This is a genomic window from Salinivibrio siamensis (assembly GCF_001996005.1).
In the GTDB taxonomy this organism is placed as follows: Bacteria; Pseudomonadota; Gammaproteobacteria; order Enterobacterales; family Vibrionaceae; genus Salinivibrio; species Salinivibrio siamensis.
Map to the genome: position 1 here is coordinate 1 of NZ_MUFB01000006.1, position 20,253 is coordinate 20,253.

The 20,253-nt window shown below is 49.8% G+C and carries 17 protein-coding genes and 1 tRNA gene; 16 read left to right on the top strand and 2 right to left on the bottom strand.

What is annotated here, in order from left to right:
- From BZG73_RS04395 to purF, 7 genes are all read left to right on the top strand, one after another.
- Nucleotides 1-841, top strand: an 841-nt coding sequence (locus BZG73_RS04395; protein ID WP_327294417.1) for a FimV/HubP family polar landmark protein, incomplete at its 5' end; no start/stop codon positions are given.
- A 136-nt stretch (nucleotides 842-977) separates the two neighbouring features.
- A complete protein-coding gene (truA, locus tag BZG73_RS04400; RefSeq protein ID WP_077578034.1) occupies nucleotides 978-1,763 on the top strand; it encodes a tRNA pseudouridine(38-40) synthase TruA in 786 nt (261 codons plus the stop codon).
- A 167-nt stretch (nucleotides 1,764-1,930) separates the two neighbouring features.
- A complete protein-coding gene (gene accD / locus BZG73_RS04405) occupies nucleotides 1,931-2,857 on the top strand; it encodes an acetyl-CoA carboxylase, carboxyltransferase subunit beta (RefSeq protein WP_046075243.1) in 927 nt (308 codons plus the stop codon).
- Between the two features lie 65 nt (nucleotides 2,858-2,922).
- Nucleotides 2,923-4,173 carry a bifunctional tetrahydrofolate synthase/dihydrofolate synthase gene (folC, locus tag BZG73_RS04410; protein ID WP_077667702.1) on the top strand — a complete coding sequence of 417 codons (1,251 nt, stop codon included), beginning with the start codon at nucleotides 2,923-2,925 and terminating at the stop codon, nucleotides 4,171-4,173.
- A gap of 12 nt (nucleotides 4,174-4,185) precedes the next feature.
- A complete protein-coding gene (locus BZG73_RS04415) occupies nucleotides 4,186-4,734 on the top strand; it encodes an SPOR domain-containing protein (RefSeq protein WP_077665876.1) in 549 nt (182 codons plus the stop codon).
- A gap of 61 nt (nucleotides 4,735-4,795) precedes the next feature.
- Nucleotides 4,796-5,293 carry a CvpA family protein gene (locus BZG73_RS04420; protein ID WP_046075246.1) on the top strand — a complete coding sequence of 166 codons (498 nt, stop codon included), beginning with the start codon at nucleotides 4,796-4,798 and terminating at the stop codon, nucleotides 5,291-5,293.
- Between the two features lie 31 nt (nucleotides 5,294-5,324).
- Nucleotides 5,325-6,839 carry an amidophosphoribosyltransferase gene (gene purF, locus BZG73_RS04425; protein ID WP_046075247.1) on the top strand — a complete coding sequence of 505 codons (1,515 nt, stop codon included), beginning with the start codon at nucleotides 5,325-5,327 and terminating at the stop codon, nucleotides 6,837-6,839.
- A gap of 62 nt (nucleotides 6,840-6,901) precedes the next feature.
- On the opposite strand, the gene BZG73_RS04430 is transcribed toward purF, so the two are convergent.
- On the bottom strand, nucleotides 6,902-7,501 hold the full coding sequence (locus tag BZG73_RS04430; protein WP_046075248.1) for a Yip1 family protein: 600 nt from the start codon (nucleotides 7,499-7,501) through the stop codon (nucleotides 6,902-6,904).
- Nucleotides 7,502-8,012: 511 nt separating this feature from the next.
- On the opposite strand from BZG73_RS04430, the gene BZG73_RS04435 reads away from it, so the two are divergent.
- The 4 genes from BZG73_RS04435 (at nucleotide 8,013) to BZG73_RS04450 (ending at nucleotide 12,466) form a co-directional block, all read left to right on the top strand.
- The gene (locus BZG73_RS04435) at nucleotides 8,013-9,068 is read left to right on the top strand and encodes a response regulator (protein WP_077578037.1); all 1,056 of its coding nucleotides are present in this window, start codon (nucleotides 8,013-8,015) and stop codon (nucleotides 9,066-9,068) included.
- A 154-nt stretch (nucleotides 9,069-9,222) separates the two neighbouring features.
- Nucleotides 9,223-9,723, top strand: coding sequence for a transcription/translation regulatory transformer protein RfaH (gene rfaH, locus BZG73_RS04440; RefSeq protein ID WP_046075250.1), 501 nt, complete (start codon nucleotides 9,223-9,225; stop codon nucleotides 9,721-9,723).
- 72 nt (nucleotides 9,724-9,795) lie between these two features.
- The gene (locus tag BZG73_RS04445) at nucleotides 9,796-11,010 is read left to right on the top strand and encodes a response regulator (protein ID WP_231637444.1); all 1,215 of its coding nucleotides are present in this window, start codon (nucleotides 9,796-9,798) and stop codon (nucleotides 11,008-11,010) included.
- 214 nt (nucleotides 11,011-11,224) lie between these two features.
- Nucleotides 11,225-12,466, top strand: a complete 1,242-nt coding sequence (locus BZG73_RS04450; protein WP_046075251.1) for a response regulator — start codon at nucleotides 11,225-11,227, stop codon at nucleotides 12,464-12,466.
- Between the two features lie 33 nt (nucleotides 12,467-12,499).
- Here the strand turns inward: BZG73_RS04450 and folD are convergent, their stop codons facing one another.
- The gene (folD, locus tag BZG73_RS04455) at nucleotides 12,500-13,360 is read right to left on the bottom strand and encodes a bifunctional methylenetetrahydrofolate dehydrogenase/methenyltetrahydrofolate cyclohydrolase FolD (RefSeq protein ID WP_046075252.1); all 861 of its coding nucleotides are present in this window, start codon (nucleotides 13,358-13,360) and stop codon (nucleotides 12,500-12,502) included.
- A gap of 308 nt (nucleotides 13,361-13,668) precedes the next feature.
- Here folD and BZG73_RS04460 point away from each other — a divergent pair.
- From BZG73_RS04460 to lon, 5 genes are all read left to right on the top strand, one after another.
- Nucleotides 13,669-13,745 (top strand) — tRNA-Arg (locus tag BZG73_RS04460).
- Nucleotides 13,746-14,082: 337 nt separating this feature from the next.
- Nucleotides 14,083-15,387 carry a trigger factor gene (gene tig, locus BZG73_RS04465; RefSeq protein WP_046075253.1) on the top strand — a complete coding sequence of 435 codons (1,305 nt, stop codon included), beginning with the start codon at nucleotides 14,083-14,085 and terminating at the stop codon, nucleotides 15,385-15,387.
- Between the two features lie 278 nt (nucleotides 15,388-15,665).
- Nucleotides 15,666-16,289 (top strand): ATP-dependent Clp endopeptidase proteolytic subunit ClpP, encoded by a 624-nt coding sequence (clpP, locus tag BZG73_RS04470; protein ID WP_046075254.1) that lies wholly within the window; start codon nucleotides 15,666-15,668, stop codon nucleotides 16,287-16,289.
- A 145-nt stretch (nucleotides 16,290-16,434) separates the two neighbouring features.
- Nucleotides 16,435-17,712, top strand: a complete 1,278-nt coding sequence (gene clpX / locus BZG73_RS04475) for an ATP-dependent protease ATP-binding subunit ClpX (protein WP_046075255.1) — start codon at nucleotides 16,435-16,437, stop codon at nucleotides 17,710-17,712.
- Between the two features lie 138 nt (nucleotides 17,713-17,850).
- A complete protein-coding gene (lon, locus tag BZG73_RS04480) occupies nucleotides 17,851-20,223 on the top strand; it encodes an endopeptidase La (protein ID WP_046075256.1) in 2,373 nt (790 codons plus the stop codon).
- Nucleotides 20,224-20,253: the final 30 nt, after the last annotated feature.

Genomic DNA, 20,253 nt, shown 5'->3' on the forward strand with positions numbered 1-20,253 from the left:
GCCAGAGCCAGAGCCAGAGCCAGAGCCAGAGCCAGAGCCAGAGCCAGAGCCAGAGCCAAGCAATGAGCGTGACTATGAGTTTGACTCCTTCTCACTTGATGAGTTGGGCGAGTTTGGCGAGGATGACGCACTAAGCGCTGCGCTTGAAGAGCAGCGCGAGCTAGAATCTTATTTAGATGAGCAGCAAGAGGGTGACGCCGCCAAGGAAACGGAAACGCCTGAGCGTGATGAGCGAGATATCAGTGATCTCGACGATGACGATCACCAAGTGGGTGGCTTAAACATGGAGGCACTGCTCTCCGAGTCAGACGATGACACGCCACTGGATCTTTCCTCACTGTCCGATGAAGAAGCGGCAGTGTGGCAGGCTGATAATGAACCTGAGCCTGAAGCAGAGAGTGAAGACTGGAGTCAGCAACCCGCAATAGATCCTGCCTCACTGGAAACCTTTGAACTCGAAGAAGCCTTAGACGAGGATCTACTGGGTGAGGGGGAAGCAGAAAGTGAGCTGATTGGTGAAGAGCAAGAAGAAGATGACTACATCAGCATTGAAGAGCTCATGCGAGATGATGGTTCCACGCCAGATATCGATCCTGATAAAGCGGAAATGAACCTGAATGTGGGTTTAGATGAGTTTCCTGATGTGTTAGAAGATATTAGTGCCATTGATGTGGACGGTGATACTGCAAGTACTGAAGCATCAACGAATCTTGACCTCGCCAAAGCGTATTTGGAAATGAACGATGTCGATGGGGCGATTTCTTTGCTTGAAAAAGTGATGCAATCGGGCAACAAGACCTTGCAGCAAGAAGCGCGTCAGTTGTTAGAACAGCTGAGGTAGTGAAAAAAACAGGTAGCGAGAGCTGCCTGTTTCTTTATGACGGCAGTGATGGCGAAGCACGCGCTTTTAACCTGCAACTCGAAGGCTTTATGGGTATAATGCGGCGCCTTATAGACGAGTAACGAGAAGGCAGGGCATGAGATTCGCGTTAGGCATTGAGTATGATGGTGCTCAGTTTTACGGTTGGCAGAGGCAACGAGAAGTCACCAGTGTGCAGGAACACCTCGAGCGTGCTTTATCGACGGTTGCCAATCACCCTGTCGCCGTACAGTGTGCGGGACGTACCGACTCTGGCGTGCATGGAACAGGACAGGTGGTGCACTTTGACACTGACAATCAACGTCCTTTAAAAGCTTGGACGATGGGTGTCAATGCGAATTTGCCGGATCCGATTGCAGTGCGATGGGCTAAGCCCGTGACAGACGAGTTTCATGCCCGTTTTAGTGCCACTGCGCGACGCTATCGTTATGTGATTTATAATCATCCCTTGCGCCCGGCGATCTTAGCCAAGGGAGTCAGTCACTATCACGCTGAACTTGATGAAACCTTAATGCACCGAGCCGGTCAGTATCTACTTGGGGAGAATGATTTTTCCTCATTCCGTGCCGCTCAGTGTCAATCGAAATCCCCGTGGCGGAATTTGATGCATTTATCGGTCAACCGTCAAGGGCGCTTTATCGTGATTGATATTAAAGCCAATGCGTTTGTGCATCATATGGTGCGCAACATAGTGGGGAGTTTAATGGCGGTCGGTCGTCAAGAGCAGCCTCCTGAGTGGATGGCTTGGCTGCTGGCACAAAAAGATCGAACCCAGGCTGCTGCGACCGCGAAAGCTGAAGGCTTGTATTTGGTTGAGGTGGACTACCCCGAAACATTTGGGTTGCCTCGCTCACCCATTGGCCCCTTGTTTTTGCCGGATTAGGTGATTGTGTCGGCAAGTACGCTGTACGCATACAGCACGGAGACAGAATAGGTAGTACCAGTTTTTTATCCCAAGTCTGACGGACTTGTGATTTAATTCGGTCTAATTTGTTACGAATCCAAGATAGCTGTCCGTTCGCGAGAGTTATCACTAAGTAAAGGTTGTCCATGAGCTGGCTAGAAAAAATATTAACCAAAAGTAATATTGGTTCATCACGCAAGGCGTCGATTCCAGAAGGTGTGTGGACCAAGTGTACGTCGTGTGATCAAGTCCTCTATCACGCTGATGTCGAGCGTAACTTGGAAGTCTGTCCAAAGTGTGAACACCATATGCGCATGCCAGCACGCCGCCGGCTCGACGTGTTTTTGGATAAAGACGGGCGTGAAGAGATTGCCAGTGAGCTTGAACCTAAAGATGTGTTGAAGTTTCGCGATTCGAAAAAGTACAAAGATCGCTTAGTGTCGGCGCAAAAAGCGAGTGGTGAAAAAGACGCCCTTGTGGTCATGAAAGGCAGCGTGTTTGATGTACCCGTGGTGGCCTGTGCCTTTGAATTTAAATTCATGGGCGGCTCGATGGGGGCCGTTGTGGGCGCTCGCTTTGTGAAAGCGGTGGATGCTGCGATCGAAAACAACTGCGGTTTGGTGTGTTTTTCTGCCAGTGGCGGTGCGCGTATGCAGGAAGCGCTAATGTCACTGATGCAAATGGCAAAAACAAGTGCCGCATTGGAACGCCTTTCTCGCCACAACCTGCCGTTTATCTCGGTATTAACTGATCCGACATACGGTGGTGTGACGGCAAGTTTTGCCATGTTAGGTGATATCAATGTGGCCGAGCCTAAAGCGATTATCGGTTTCGCGGGGCGCCGAGTCATTGAACAGACCGTGCGTGAGAACCTCCCTGAAGATTTCCAAACCAGTGAGTTCTTGCTTGAGCATGGCGCGATTGACATGATTGTCGACCGCCGAGAAATGCGTCAACGCTTGGCGGGGCTGCTTGCCAAATTGAATAATATTCACTCACCGCTTGTGGTCGATGTAGAGCAAGACAAGCCTGATCTTGAGCCCGAAGCGGCACCGCCTTCTCAAGACCAATAATTGACCGTGTCCCACGGCGCTATCCTTGGTATCATTTGCCCATCATGGAGTAACTGACCAAGTCAATGTCTGAACTACAACATCTAACAGCCACGTCCTCTTTAACGACGTGGCTGTCTTATCTCGAAAGTATCCATACCAGTGCCATCGATCTTGGCCTTGAACGCGTCGCCGCTGTGGCTGACCGCGCGCAACTGACTAAGCCTGCGCCGACAGTGATTACCGTCGCGGGAACCAATGGTAAGGGCACAACCTGTGCGTTGCTGGAATCAATTTTGCAGCATGCGGGTTATCGCACAGGTGTCTATAGCTCCCCGCATCTCATTCACTATAATGAGCGAGTACGCATTGATGGCAAATGGCTCGACGATGCTGCGCACAGTAAAGCGTTCGCGACGATTGAAAAAGTGCGTGGTGAGACCAGCCTGAGCTTTTTCGAGTTCGGCACTTTGGCTGCACTGCAGCTGTTCAAGCAGCACGCATTGGACGTCGTGATTTTAGAAGTTGGCCTTGGTGGACGCCTTGATGCTACCAATGTGGTTGAGCATGACGTATCGGTGATCACCAGCCTTGCGCTCGATCACTGTGATTGGTTAGGTGATGATATTAACCAAATCGGCTACGAAAAAGCAGGTATCTTCCGAGCGGATAAACCTGCAGTTTGCGGTCAGCCTTCTCCACCGGCGAGCGTGGCTGCACACGCTGACAGTATTGGCGCCGAGCTACACCAGCTGGGTTATCAATATCACTATACGCTCACTGATGATACCTGGTGTTGGGCGGCAGGGGCGTTTGAACTGACTGCGTTGCCTATCCCTGCAATACCATTACAAAATGCCGCCACTGCATTGATGGCTTTGGGCGTTGCCGATTTGGAGATTGCAGACACGCACATCTCTGACGGGTTAGCCTCGGTATCGGTACCGGGGCGAATGCAGGTTGTCGCCAAGGCGCCTTACACTGTGTTTGACGTTGCTCATAATCCGCACGCGGCCGCTTATTTGGCAGAGAAGTTGGCTGAGTGCAAAGCGGAACGCGGCGGGCACGTGCATGCGGTGGTGGCCATGTTATCCGATAAAGACATGGCGGGTACCTTAGCCTGCCTGGACGGTATCGTGGATCACTGGTATCCCGCATCGTTATCTGTGCCCCGAGGCGCCCCCGCCGACAGCTTGCCTGTATCGGCATCACAACAGTTTGCGTCACCCAGCGAGGCCTATCAGCAGGCGTTAAAACACGCTGAACCTGCGCGAGACTGTGTGGTCGTATTTGGGTCGTTTCATACCGTTGGACAGGTAATGAGCGAGCTTAACTAAAACGGAGTCATTGTGGCCAGTAAGTTACAAAAAAGAATCGTTGGTACCTTGGTGTTGGTGTCTATCGGTGTGATAGTGCTGCCAGATGTGCTTGATGGCAAAAAAGAGCATTATCAAGAGAGCTATGAGAGTATCCCGCTACGGGATGATTTTGACAGTGAGGTGAGCCAAACACCGATTCAAGCACCACAAGTGGTTGAGGTCGAGGCGCCAGACACCAAGGTTAAAGAGCATCAAACAAACGCAACGGACAGCGAGCCTGCGTCTAAACCGGTGTCTAGTGAAACAGCCTCTTCGTCAGTCAGTGACCAAAAAGGGGCGTGGATGATCCGGCTCGGTACCTTTCGCAACCAAGACAACGCACGACGTTTGGTCAAACAATTACGCGAAAAAGGTTACCAAGCACATATCTTACCCAAAGACATTCAGCCAGATGACTTAGCCAAGGTGGTCGTAGGGCCTCACGTCTCCAAATCGGCGCTAGAATCGCAACTGACTGATTTGCAATCTTTGACAGGATTGAAGGGTCAATTGCGTAAATTTGACCCACTCACCCAATAAGAAAACGTTTGCGTGAGCATTTTTTCTGTTAGAATGCGCACGTCTCGAGCAAGTGAATACGATGAATTGGATTGATTACCTCATTATTGGCGTCATTGGTTTTTCGGCGCTAGTTAGTGTGATTCGAGGCTTTGTTAAAGAAGCATTGTCATTGGTGATATGGTTTGGTGCGTTTTTTATCGCCAGTCAGTTTTATACGCAACTGGCGGTTTACCTGACCAATATCGAAGATGCCGTTATTCGTAATGGTAGCGCAATAGCCTTGTTGTTCATTGCCACCTTAATTGTGGGGGCGGTGGTCAATTATGTGATTGCTCAGTTGGTAGAGAAAACCGGGTTGTCTGGTACCGATAGGGTGCTGGGTATGGTGTTTGGGAGTGTGCGTGGTGTACTCATTATTGCCGCGATGCTCTTCTTTCTGGATGCCTTTACGTCGGTGGCTCACACCCAAGCATGGGGGCGGTCGCAACTTATTCCTAACTTTGCGGTAGTGATTGAATGGTTTTTCCACTATCTCGAGAACAGTTCCAGTTTCTTACCTGAGATCGCCGGATCTTAGGATGATATTCGCGTAACAAGGAATCGCTGACATGTGTGGTATTGTTGGAATCGTTGGTAACACCCCGGTCAATCAGTCCATTTATGATGCACTGACGGTGCTACAACACCGGGGACAGGATGCAGCCGGGATTGTCACTATTGACGACAATCGTTTCCGGCTTAGAAAAGCCAATGGCCTCGTAAAGGATGTGTTTCAACTTAAGCATATGCAGCGCTTACAAGGCCAAGTTGGCATTGGGCATGTGCGTTATCCAACCGCGGGGAGTTCGAGTGCGTCAGAAGCGCAGCCTTTTTATGTGAATTCTCCTTACGGTATTACCCTGGCGCACAATGGCAACCTCACCAACGCGCAAGACTTGCGTCAGTCGCTATTCGAGAAAGATCGTCGCCACCTTAATACCACCTCTGATTCTGAAATCCTTCTTAACGTCCTTGCCCACCAGTTATCAACCGCGACATCGCATCCATTAACGGTTGACGATATGTTTGCCGCGGTGGCGTCAGTGCATCGACAAGTGTCGGGGGCTTATGCGGTCGTGGCCATGGTCATTGGCCACGGTGTGATAGCGTTTCGTGATCCTAAGGGCATTCGGCCACTTTGTTTAGGTAAACGCGATACGGAGGCCGGCACTGAATACATGGTGGCGTCGGAGACAGTGGCGTTGGATGCGGTTGGGTTTGATTTTGTCCGTGATGTGGCACCCGGCGAAGCTATCTATATCACGCTGGATGGACAACTGCATACCAGTCAATGTGCGGATGCGCCGAGTTTAAACCCCTGCATCTTTGAATTTGTCTACTTCTCTCGCCCTGACTCCTTTATAGATAAGGTTTCCGTATACGGTGCACGCATCCGTATGGGACAAAAACTGGGGGCTAAAATCCAACGAGAGTGGGATGATGTTGATATTGATGTAGTGATCCCCATTCCAGAGACCTCCTGTGACATCGCCTTGGAGATTGCCCAAGTGCTCGGTAAGCCTTACCGCCAAGGCTTTGTCAAAAACCGTTATGTCGGTCGGACCTTTATTATGCCCGGGCAACAAATGCGTCGGAAATCGGTGCGCCGTAAACTCAATGCTATTCGTTCTGAATTTAAAGACAAACGCGTTCTGTTAGTCGATGATTCGATAGTCCGCGGCACCACCTCGGAGCAAATTATTGAAATGGCGCGCGAGGCCGGGGCAAAAGAAGTGTATATGGCATCAGCCGCCCCCGAAGTGCGTTTTCCTAACGTCTATGGCATCGACATGCCCAGCGTTAACGAGCTGATCGCCCATGGTCGTGAAGTCGATGAAATTGGTCAATTGATTGGTGCGGACGGCTTGGTCTACCAAGATCTTTCTGACTTGGTGGCAGCGGTTGGCGAAGCGAACCCGGCTATTGAGCGCTTTGAGACGTCCGTATTCAGCGGTGAATACGTCACTCAGGATGTCGATCAAGCTTACCTCGAGTATATACAAAGCTTGCGGAACGACGATGCGAAAACGGTACGCGAGCAGCAGCAAGAGCTGGCTAACTTAGAGATACATAACGAGGATTAATTGAAAACGCCGCGATATCTATCGCGGCGTTTTTCAGTGTTAGCCCGTTGAGTGTATGTCGATTAATGGGTAAAGACTGGGCCCATGCCGACATTCCAAAGGATGACAGAGGCAGCAAGGATCGCGACCAGCAGTACTAACCCGCAAGTGACGACAGAGCTCGCATAGATAAACCCTCGCTCTTCAGGGATCTCCATCAATATCGGTACCCCCGTGTAGAGGAGGTAGACAGAGTAGGCAATGCCAATCAAGCCGACTATCATCACAAACCACACCACCGGGTAGAGCGTGGCCAGTCCTACCATAAAAATGGGCGTCGCGGTATAGGCTGCCAGTTCAAGACACTGAGTGTAAGTTGGGGCAGAGCCAAACGTGCGACTCATCCACAATGTGAGATAGGCCAACGCGGCCACACCACCCAATAACGCGAGATACATGGCACTGGCGATGAACAGTGCGCTTTGTGGGGTCATAAAGATGGGATCCCCTGCGCCGATCTGCCAGCCAATGTGGACGCTCGCGTAATAGGCACAAACAGGCGGGATTAACGCAAGTAACAACGCGTGACCAATGCTGTTTGAGGCGGCCTCGTGGCGCTCGCCAATCGCTTTCCATTCCTTTTTGGGATGGGTATATAACCCCAATAAATGACTTAATATCATAGTAACCCCGCTCGTTATTCCCTCAGTGAAGTCAGGTGCAACGGTCGGCGCACGACGCCTCAAGTAAAACGTCTTCTCTGCTGGCGTGCGGAGACAGATGCCGTATACACTCTCCTTTAATAAGGAATAGTTGTTGGTGTCTCAATTGGCAAGTTTTCCTCCCGACAAAAAATCGCCTTGCTGCGCTTTTCTGACTGGCTCGATATTTAGACAATACCGATATACATTCTTGTGATAGACATCATGTATTAATTGTTATAAGTCTTACTTTTAATACAGAGTAGCGTACTCTTATAGTGTCATTGATTTTCAAGCCTTTTTTATGCTGCCGATAAATGGCTTTGACGATTCACCTGCTTGAATGCTAAGAAAATTATTATTTTAAACAGCTGTTTATAGAGCGCTACTGAATTAAATCTCATTAGCGGTCACAGGTGTGTCTGAATTCAACTACGATTAGTGCAGTGAGAATGAAAACAGCCGCTGCTTTGCAGTCCTGGAGGAGAGCGTCGTGTTGCATAATAAAGAGATCTTAATCGTTGAAGATGATCCCGTCTTCAGTCGGATGATTGCGTCTTTTCTCGAAAGAGAGGGAGCGGCAGTACGTGAGGTTGAAAATGGTTTAGAAGGGTTGCAAGCGCTAAGACAGTCGATTCCTGACCTATTGATCAGTGACCTGTCGATGCCAGTGATGACAGGCTTAGAATTCGTTGAGGAGGTGAGCCTTGAATATCCAATGCTACCTATGATCGTGATCTCTGGCACTGGGGGGATGGCTGACGTCGCCCAAGCGCTTCGCTTTGGGGTGAAAGACTTTCTGATCAAACCGATTGAAGATATTAATGTGGTTAAAAAAGCTATCGAGGCGGTGGTTGATGATGCGAACGACGACGTTCACGCCAGCGATGATTTTAGTCAGCAATGGTTTAAAGTGAACGAAGATACGGATCGCGGGGCATCAGAGACAGAGCTCAAGTGGCACCTTGATGCCTTACGCCATAACCCAGGCAGCGCACGTGAGTTATTAATGGGGCTGATGCCAGAGCCCGATTCGCAACAAGGTGCTTGGCGTCTTTCTTACCACTCACTGCAATCGGCAGATGCCAACCCCATTGTATTGGATTATGCGTGGTTGATGGGCGGGAAAATGGCCTTTTATGTGGTCGACTCTGCCTCCGCAGAGGAAGACGGCACCGCGACCACCTTGATGATCCGTGCGTTTTTTAATGATTTTGTCCGCTCAGGTGATGTCAATGAAAGGGGATTTCTCACCTTGGTAAAACGGATTGAGGATGCGATTCGAGCCTCAGCCTACACATCGCCGGTTCGTGCGATGTTCGGTGTATTAAACACCACCGATAATCAGCTTGATATTTTACCGGCGGGGATAAAAGCCACGGTCGATAGCTGTGGAGCGACAAGCCTTGTTCACAGTGATCATTGGTTGGGGCGCGATGCGTTCTCGAGCCAATTTCAAAGCGTCGATCTTCAATCAGGTGATGCGCGTGTGTCGCTGAATGAAGTTGGCTTGAACAGTTTTAGCGTCGATATTCAAAAAATCGCCTAACGATTCAGCGGTACCATGTCGAATCGTTAACTCTAAGCAAAGGTGAGTGGCTTTGATTAGCGCTCGCCTTTGTTGCTGTGTGGGCCTAACATCCGTATACTCTCGTCGCTCTGGACAGGCTGCCACTGTCAATAGACATCAGGGACAGAACGACATGAAACATTGGTATTTACTTTATTGTAAGCGCGCGGAACAGCAACGCGCAGAGCAAAATTTGAAGCGCCAAGGCGTTGATTGTTACTACCCGACCGTGACGGTGGAAAAGTTGCGTCGTGGCAAGTGTCAGCAAGTTGAAGAGCCACTCTTCCCCAACTATGTGTTTGCCTGCTTTGATCCCGACCTTGTGCAGTATACAAGTGTTCGCTCCACGCGTGGTGTGGTTGATTTCGTTCGCCAAGGTGCGTACCCGGTCAAGGTCGACTTGGCATTGATCCAACAGCTGATGACGATGGAAGATTGTGACGAACAACGTGACGCACTCTACCAAGGCTTCAAGCCTGGACAGTCGGTGATGATTGAGCAGGGGCAGTTTGCTGGAACGGAAGCGATCTTCAAAGAAAAGGACGGCGAGAAACGCTGCATTTTGCTGATAAATATACTTAGCAAGCAAACTGAACTTTGTATCAATAACTCCGATATCAGCGCCTCCAGTTAACACGCTCTCCAGGTTTGGCTGCTACACTCATCAAGGTATAGCTTTGAATGAGGGAGGCAGTCGTTGGAGTCGGTGCTTATCGTTGAAGACAGCCGGTCGTTTCGCATGCTGGCTGAACAACAGGTGAGAAAAGCGGGTTTTGCCACTGTGACCTGTACCTGCCTAGCAGAAACGAGGGATGTGCTAGATCACCACACAACCTTTCTCTGTGCGATCCTCGACTATAATTTGCCGGATGCTCACCACGGCGAAGTCATCGATCTCTGTTTAGCCGTCGGGCTTAAAGTGGTTGTCCTCACCGCCTCGCAAACAGAGAAAACGCGTGATGAGATACTATCAAAGCCCGTTATCGATTATATCCCCAAAGACAGTAGTCATTGTATTGATGCGGTTTGCCGACTCGTTAAGCGATTGGCTGACAATCAAGGGCACCGTGTGCTGGTGGTTGATGACTCTGCCTCGATACGTAAACGCATCTCTGCGTTGTTAGCGCGTCAGTATCTAACCGTATTGGAAGCTGAAAATGGTGAGCAGGCACTTGACGTGCTGGAAAAAACGCCAGATATATCGCTGATTATCACTGATTATGAAATGCCGAAAATGGATGGCCTTCAGCTTGTGTATGCGCTTCGTAAGAAAGATACCGAGTGCTCACAGGCGATCATAGGGTTGTCTGGACATAATGATAGTGCGCTAACGGCACGTTTTCTCAAAGCAGGGGCGAACGATTATCTGCCCAAACCGTTTAATCAGGAAGAGTTCTTCTGCCGCGTGCATAGCTGTTTGAATGCGATTGATACCGAATGGCGGTTATTTCTCTTGGCGAATACAGATTTTCTCACGCAGCTTTGGAATCGACGCTATTTTTTTGAGCGGGGTGACCAGCTTGCAAATGAAGCGCGTAAGCATTTGGCGATTATTGATATTGATTACTTTAAACGTATCAATGATGACTTTGGTCATCATATCGGTGACGATGTGTTGGTTGAGGTCGCGCAAATGCTGGCAGACGCCTTTCCGGAAGACACGGTCGCCCGATTGGGAGGAGAAGAGTTTTGTGTATTATCGCTTCGTGATTTGACGGTATTTCAGCAATCGCTAGACTCTTATCGCCAATCAGTCGCCGAACGCCCCGTACGGGTGTCAGATCAGACGCTGAAAGTAACGGTGAGCATTGGCGTGGACTCTCAAGCGGCCTCGCTCTCTCGCCTTTTACATATGGCAGATCAAGCCTTGTATCAGGCAAAAGCATCTGGCCGGAATCAAATGGTGGTGCATCAAGGGTAAATGTCTATTTTGTCTAAAAAGTGACACGAAATAACGCATAAAGTGTGCGTTCGGTTGTTGGTGTTGCGTCAAATATCTGCGAGATGTGTGTCATTGTTGAGAAATTTGCGCAATTTCTGTCTACACGCACTCAATTGCCCTTACTCTGTACCGCTTCTTGCCCCGTTGCGTGCATTGTCGCGCAAAATTAACGTGAAGACGTGGTGCGTTGCAGATGGAATATAAAGTGTTGGTTGTGGAAGATAGTCGACCTTTCAGGCGGTTACTTGAAGCCGAGATACGAAAGGCCGGATACATCCCATGTATAGCAAACTCAATCGAACAAGCAGAGACGATCCTCAACCAAGAGACCGACTTTCTTTGTGCTATCCTCGACTACTGCCTGCCTGATGGGCAGGACGGTGAAATCATTGACGTATGTTTGTCGTTGGACATAAAAGTGATTGTACTCACTGCGATGATGGATGCTCGGACTCGGGAGCGTGTGCTAGCCAAAACCGTGATTGATTACATCCCCAAAGATAGTCCCTCGTGCGTGTCATCGATAGCGCCGTTACTCAACCGCCTAGAAAAGAACCATCAGCACCATGTGCTAGTTGTGGATGATTCGCTGACAGCCCGTCGTTACGTGCGCAGCTTATTAGAGCGGCAATACCTCAATGTCCTTGAGGCCCAAAATGGCCAAGAGGCATTGGCTATGGTGCGGCGCGATAAGCGAATTTCTTTGGTGATTACCGATTACACCATGCCAGAAATGGATGGAGTGAGTGTGGTTAAGGCATTACGCAAACTGAAAACAGACGGCCAGTTGGCGATTATAGGCTTATCGGGTGAGGAAGATCCCAGCTTAACGGCGCGGTTTTTAAAAGCGGGTGCGAATGACTTTTTGGCCAAACCGTTTAACCAAGAGGAATTTTATTGTCGCTTGCACAGCACACTGAATGCGCTCGATACCGAGCGTCGCCTATTCAATATGGCCAATACGGATTATTTAACCCAAGTGTGGAATCGACGTTACTTTTTCGAGCACCCTCACACACGCTCACACAAGGGACCAAGGAGTTTGGCGCTGGTCGACGTCGATCATTTTAAAAAGATCAATGATCAATTTGGTCATCATATCGGCGATATTACGCTGATTGAGCTGGCAAAGATGATGAAACGCTATTTTCCGGAGGACATGGTCGCTCGCTTCGGTGGGGAGGAATTCTGTATCCTCTACGGCAATGACGAGCAGAGCTTTGTGCGCCGGCTTGAGGCGATGCGAGAAGAATTGGAAAAGACCGTTTGGTCACCCTATGATAAGGCGTTTTCAATCACCATCAGTATAGGGATGGTCCATGCCGATGCCCGTATTGATGAACTTGTTCAGCGCGCAGATAGGTGTTTGTACCAAGCCAAGGCAGGGGGACGAAATCAGCTCATCCAAGATGGACAAACGGATTTAGTATCCTGAAAAAAAAGAGGGCCAGTTTGACCCTCTCTCATGCTAGTGACCATCGTGGTATTGCTCACAGGCCATGAGCGTATTTTCAATCAAGGTCGCGACAGTCATCGGGCCCACGCCACCTGGGACAGGGGTAATATGGCTAGCCTTTTCATAGGCGAGCTCATATTCGATGTCGCCGATAAGCTTGCCGTTTTCCATGCGGTTAATGCCCACATCAATCACAATGGCGCCGGGCTTGATCCAGTCGCCAGGAATAAACTTAGGCTTACCGACCGCGACAACCAGCACATCGGCTTGTCGAACATGGGCTTCTAAATCCTGGGTAAACCGGTGGCACGTTGTGGTTGTACAGCCCGCCAATAGCAGTTCTAACGTCATCGGGCGGCCAACAATATTGGAGGCACCCACGATCACCGCATGTTTACCACGAAGAGGGACATTGTAGCGGTCTAGGAGGGTAATAATCCCTTTTGGTGTGCAAGAACGCAGGGTTGGCATGCGTTGACACAAGCGACCGACATTGTAGGGATGAAACCCATCGACATCTTTGTCTGGGCGGATGCGCTCCAATACGGACGTGGCATCAATCCCTGCAGGTAAGGGCAGTTGGACGAGAATGCCATCAATACTGTCATCCGCATTTAAGGTGTCAATGAGTGAGAGTAACTCTTGTTGAGAGCACGAAGCCGGGAGGTCGTAAGACCTTGACACAAACCCGACCTCATCGCAGACACGACGTTTACTGCCAACATAAACTTGGGAGGCAGGATCGTCTCCGACCAGAATTACCGCCAATCCGGGGGCTCTACGTCCCGCTTGAGTGCGAGCGGAAACGCGGGCGGCAACCTCTCGACGCACGGTTTGCGCGATCAGCTTTCCATCAATGAGTTGTGCGGCCATAACTATCCTTCGGCTAAAGCAATGTTGGCAATAGTGTGACAAAAAACGCACCTAAAAGCTATTACGCAAACGTTTGCTAATGCAGTTTAATGAGGGGGAAGGCAAAAAAAGCACTCAGCCGATCATGCTCGCACGATGCTTGACGAGACTGAAACACAAAAAGCATTAATTTCGCGTTCTCGCCTCACCGCGTGGCATGAATACATAGCCAGTAAATGATGTGGTTTTGAGCAACCACGTCAATATTTTAGGGAAAAGCGTTGACGACGCCTAACGTCGCTTTATAATCCACGCTGCGTAAAGACAGTGCGCCCTTAGCTCAGTTGGATAGAGCAACGGCCTTCTAAGCCGTGGGTCACAGGTTCGAATCCTGTAGGGCGCGCCATTCTGCTTTCTTCCCTGTTTGTCTCACCGAACTGCTCTGAAAATAACCAAACACACATAAAACCGTAAAAAGTGTGATCCTACGCGGTTGAATTGTGAGATATCACCCCAATTTTGATATTGAAACGCCATCGGTCGCCCCTTGTCTCGACTCAGTTGACGGGTGCCGCTATAATAGCGCGTCTTAATTTTCAGTCTCGGATGAGATAGCTCGATACGCCAGTTGCGTGTATCCGGATTCGCAGGGGCTATGACGGATTCATAGCTCAGATGATGCCACCAGTAAAACTGGTAAACATCACTCAGTACCCCTGAGTAAATTTGAGGTTAAATTTATAATGCAAGTTACCGTTGAAACCACCGAAGGCCTTAAGCGCCAAATGACCATCACAGTGCCTGCTGCCAACATCGATGACGCAGTCACTAAAGAGCTACGCAATATCGCTAAGAATCGTCGTTTTGATGGTTTCCGTAAAGGTAAAGTTCCATTGAAGATGGTGTCACGCATGTACGGTGACACAGTACGCCAAGACGTGCTGGGCGAAGTGATGCAGCGTCACTTCATCGAAGCCATGATTCAAGAAAAAGTGAACCCAGCAGGGGCGCCAAGCTTTACACCCGTTGAAAACGAAGCGGGTAAAGATTTGGTCTTTAAAGCTGACTTTGAAGTGTACCCAGAGGTTGAGCTTCAAGGCCTAGATGCTATCAGCGTTGAGAAGCCAAAAGCAGACGTTCAAGAAAGTGATGTGGACGAGATGCTTGATACCCTGCGCAAGCAACAAGCGAGCTGGGTTGAAGCAGAGGGTGAAGCGAAAGAAAACAGCCGTGTCACCTTGGATTTTGTTGGTACCATCGACGGTGAAGAGTTTGAAGGCGGTAAAGCTGAAGGCTTCCAACTAGAAATGGGCCAAGGTCGTATGATCCCAGGCTTTGAAGACGGCCTAGTGGGTAAAAAAGCGGGTGAAGAATTCACTATCGATGTGAACTTCCCAGACGACTACCACGCTGAGAACCTAAAAGGTAAAGCGGCGCAGTTTGCGATTAAACTGCACAAGGTGGAAGAGCAAGAGCTGCCTGAGCTGACAGAAGAGTTTGTACAGCGCTTTGGTATTGCCGATGGCAGCGTAGAAGGCCTGAAAGCGGAAGTGCGTAAAAACATGGATCGCGAGCTCAAGCAAGCGATCAAGAACAAGGTGAAAGAGCAGGTACTTGACGGCTTGGTTGAGCAAAACCAAATCGACGTACCGTCTGCGCTGATTGAGCAAGAAATTGGCACCTTGCGTCAGCAAGCGGCACAACGCTTTGGCGGCAACATGGATAGCGCTTCTCAGCTACCACGTGAGCTGTTCGAAGAGCAAGCTAAACGCCGTGTAAGCGTCGGTCTTCTGCTTGGGGAAGTGATCAAGTCAGAAGAGCTTGAAGCGGATGATGAGCGTGTTAAAGCACTGATCGAAGAAATGGCATCGGCGTATGAAGATCCATCAGAAGTTGTCGCTTACTACGAGAAAGACGAGAAGCTGATGGAAAACATGCGCAACGTCGCGCTAGAAGAGCAAGCGATTGATGCGCTACTGGCAAAAGCCACTGTCACCGAAGCTGAAGTCGGCTTTAGTGACTTGATGAACGCTTCTCAGCAAGCTTAATCAAGGTTAAAAAACGTTTGTGTCGCATTGACACTGCGTAAATGGATTTGCTTACAATGGCCCTAATGACTTGTCATTTGGGCCATTTTTTCCATCTACTGAGTCGCTATATTGGCCGCTTAACCGTCAAGAGTGCGAGACGTTTTAGCCATAAAAAACCTCGCTGGATCATTAAGCTGCGTGCATCGATTTAAGATTTTAGTGACCTGTTACAGCGTTTTGTGCTAAACCTTGGTTAAGGCAAGAGTTATAACGAATTCGATTAGGGATATTACGCTATGAGCCAACAACACAATAATGCCATGCCGCCAATTATGGACGCCCTTGTTCCTATGGTGGTGGAACAAACCTCGCGCGGCGAGCGCTCTTACGATATATACTCTCGCCTGCTAAAAGAACGCATCATCTTCCTCACTGGGCAAGTGGAAGATCAAATGGCAAATTTGATTGTGGCGCAGATGCTGTTCTTAGAGTCAGAAAACCCAGAAAAAGACATTTATTTGTACATCAACTCGCCAGGTGGCGTGGTCACGGCAGGCATGGCGATTTATGACACCATGCAGTTTATCAAGCCTGATGTCAGCACCCTGTGTACTGGCCAAGCGTGCTCAATGGGATCGTTCCTGTTGGCGGGTGGTGCCAAAGGCAAACGTTATTGCCTACCGAATTCACGGGTCATGATTCACCAGCCGCTGGGGGGCTTCCAAGGCCAAGCGTCTGATATTGAAATTCATGCCCAAGAAATGATCAAAACCAAGCACCGCCTCAACACCCTGTTGGCTGAGCACACAGGCCAGCCGATGGAAGTGATTGAACGTGACACCGACCGTGATAACTTCATGGCGGCACAGGAAGCGGTGGACTATGGCTTGGTTGACGCCGTATTAAGTCAACGAGACTAAACCCAACATGCCTTAGGGCGTTGAAATCAAGCAAGCTGCGTGAACAAGCGCAAAGCTTGTCAGTGGTTGGGTCGGAAAAAGTGGCCGATTTGTTGTAAACTCAACATAAGGCAACGACGGGCAAATGCCCCAAAGAGGTTAGCGAATGACAGACAAGCGAAAAGACGGTGGAAGCGGAAAGCTGCTTTACTGCTCATTCTGTGGTAAGAGCCAACACGAAGTTCGTAAGTTAATTGCCGGGCCATCGGTCTACATTTGTGATGAGTGTGTTGACCTGTGTAATGACATTATCCGTGAAGAAATTAAAGAAGTGATGCCAAAGCGCGAGGGAGATAGCTTACCCGCGCCGAGTGAAATTCGTGCACACCTTGACGATTATGTCATTGGCCAAGAGCAAGCGAAAAAAGTGCTCTCGGTTGCAGTCTACAACCACTACAAACGCTTGCGAAACGGTGACAAAAGCGCAGATGGCGTGGAGCTGGGCAAGAGTAACATCTTGCTGATCGGCCCTACCGGTAGTGGTAAAACATTACTGGCCGAAACGCTTGCGCGCTTTTTGGATGTGCCATTTACCATGGCAGACGCCACCACATTGACCGAGGCTGGTTATGTCGGTGAAGACGTGGAAAACATTATCCAGAAGCTGTTGCAAAAGTGCGATTATGATGTCGCCAAAGCGGAGCGTGGTATCGTCTATATCGATGAGATTGACAAGGTCTCTCGTAAATCCGACAACCCATCTATTACCCGAGACGTTTCTGGGGAAGGGGTGCAACAAGCACTGCTTAAATTGGTAGAAGGGACAGTCGCGTCGATTCCTCCTCAGGGAGGACGTAAGCATCCACAGCAGGAATTTTTGCAAGTGGACACGTCGAAAATCCTGTTTATCTGTGGCGGTGCGTTTGCGGGGCTCGATAAAGTGGTTGAGCAGCGTGTCGATACAGGCTCTGGCATTGGCTTTGGTGCGCAGGTCAAAGGCGCCACGGACCGTTCAGCCGATGAGTTCTTTGGCAAAGTTGAGCCCGAGGACATGGTGAAGTATGGCCTGATCCCTGAATTTATTGGCCGTCTACCCGTCACCGCGGTGTTGAGAGAGCTTGACGAAGATGCCTTGGTGCAAATTCTGCGCGAGCCGAAAAACGCGTTGACCAAGCAGTATGGCGCGTTGCTTGAACTCGACGGGGTGGAGCTGGAGTTTCGAGACGACGCACTGCGTGCTATCGCCAAAAAAGCGATGGAGCGTAAAACGGGTGCACGTGGCCTACGCTCGATTGTCGAAGCTGTCTTGTTGGATACCATGTACGACTTACCGTCAATGAAAGACGTGAGCAAAGTGGTGATTGACGATTCAGTGATCCGAGGCGAATCTGCACCTCTACTGATGTATGAACACACGGATAACCAAGCGGCGGGTGGCGAGTAATATCGTTACACAAGGTTATCAGTGATATAGAAAAAGGGAGTGACAACTCCCTTTTTTATTTTCTGACGGTTGAGCCGTTGAAACCTGTCCAACAGACCCCATATACTCATAATCAGATTGAACGGAAGAGAGAAGCATATGAACTTGGAGCGTTCCGAGCGCATTGACATTCCGGTGCTGCCACTTCGGGATGTGGTGGTTTATCCTCACATGGTGATCCCGCTTTTTGTGGGAAGGGAAAAGTCGATACGCTGCCTTGAAGCGGCGATGGACAACGACAAACAGATTCTACTGGTTGCGCAAAAAGATGCCGCCACTGATGATCCAAGTATCTCAGATTTATACACCGTTGGGACGGTGGCAACCATTCTCCAGCTTCTTAAACTTCCAGATGGCACGGTGAAAGTGCTGGTTGAAGGGATGCAGCGTGCGCGCATCGATCAGTTTAGTGAAGATGATTTCTTCACTGCGCAGGCCGAGTATTTGACCACGCCAAGCTTGGATGAGCGTGAGCAGGAAGTGTTGGTTCGCACGGCGATCAGCCAGTTTGAAGGCTTTATCAAGCTCAACAAAAAGATCCCGCCAGAAGTACTGACATCCTTAAATGGTATTGAAGAGGCGGCGCGTCTTGCTGATACCATTGCTGCCCACATGCCGCTTAAGCTTGAAGACAAGCAAAACGTGTTGGAAATCGTTGATATTTCCGAGCGTCTCGAATACCTGATGACCATGATGGAGTCTGAGATTGACTTGCTTCAGGTTGAGAAGCGCATTCGTGGACGCGTTAAAAAGCAAATGGAAAAGAGCCAGCGCGAGTACTACCTCAATGAGCAAATGAAAGCCATTCAGAAAGAGCTGGGTGAGCTGGATGATGCGCCGGACGAGTTTGAAGCGCTGAAGCAGAAAATCGAAGAATCAAAAATGCCGCAGGAGGCGCGGGAAAAAACCGAGCAAGAACTGCAAAAGCTGAAAATGATGTCTCCGATGTCGGCGGAAGCCACCGTGGTACGCAGCTATATCGATTGGATGATTAGTGTGCCATGGGCAAAACGCTCAAAAGTGAAAAAGAATTTAGCCCGCGCGGAAGAAGTGCTCAATGCCGACCACTATGGCCTTGAGCGCGTCAAAGACCGTATTTTGGAATACCTCGCGGTACAAAATCGGATGAAGAAGCTGAAAGGCCCGATTCTTTGCTTAGTGGGACCGCCAGGGGTGGGGAAAACCTCGCTAGGGCAGTCTATTGCTCGCGCCACTGGGCGTAAATATACCCGTATGGCATTAGGTGGCGTACGTGATGAAGCGGAAATCCGTGGCCATCGTCGCACCTATATCGGCTCATTGCCTGGCAAGCTTATCCAGAAGATGTCGAAAGTGGGCGTCCGTAACCCGCTGTTCCTGCTCGATGAAATCGATAAGGTGTCGTCTGACATGCGTGGCGATCCCTCATCCGCGCTGCTTGAGGTGCTTGATCCTGAGCAGAACAATGCGTTTAACGATCATTATCTAGAGGTTGACTACGATCTCTCGGATGTGATGTTCGTGGCCACGTCTAACTCGATGAATATCCCCGGCCCACTGCTGGATCGGATGGAAGTGATCCGCCTGTCTGGTTACACCGAGGATGAGAAGCTCAACATTGCTAAGCAGCATTTGATTGACAAGCAAGTGGCTCGTAATGGCTTGAAACCGCATGAGATCACGATTGAAGACTCGGCCATTGTAGGCATTATTCGTTACTACACACGCGAAGCGGGCGTGCGTAACCTTGAGCGCGAGATTTCTAAACTTTGTCGCAAGACGGTCAAAGAAATTCTGCTTAATAGCGAGCTCAAGCAAGTGACGGTGACGGATGAGAACTTGCAAGATTACTTAGGCGTCCGCCGCTTTGATTATGGTAAAGCGGATGAGCAAAACCGGGTTGGCCAAGTGACTGGGCTTGCTTGGACCGAAGTGGGTGGTGACTTGCTCACTATCGAGACGGAAGCGATGCCAGGTAAAGGCAAACTGACGCACACAGGCTCGCTGGGCGATGTGATGCAAGAATCAGTGCAGGCTGCGATGACCGTGGTGCGCAGCCGTGCTGAGAAGCTGGGTATCAACAGCGACTTTTACGAGAAGCGTGATATTCATGTCCACGTCCCAGAAGGCGCAACGCCCAAAGATGGCCCAAGTGCGGGCATCGCGATGTGTACTGCCTTGGTTTCAAGCTTAACCGGTAACTCAGTGCGGTCCGATGTCGCGATGACGGGAGAAATCACCTTACGCGGTGAAGTGCTCCCGATTGGTGGCTTGAAAGAAAAGCTACTCGCGGCACGTCGCGGCGGCATAAAAACGGTGGTTATCCCAAAAGAAAACGAGCGCGATTTAGAGGATATTCCTGCCAACGTCAAAGAGGACTTATCTATTCACCCTGTGCGTTGGATTGATGATGTTTTGACCATTGCGCTAGAGAATAATCCGCTCGGAATTGAGCTGGTTAACGCCGAAAAGAGTGACATGCAGCAAAATTAAGCAACGTAAAACGCTGACAGGCAGTAAAAG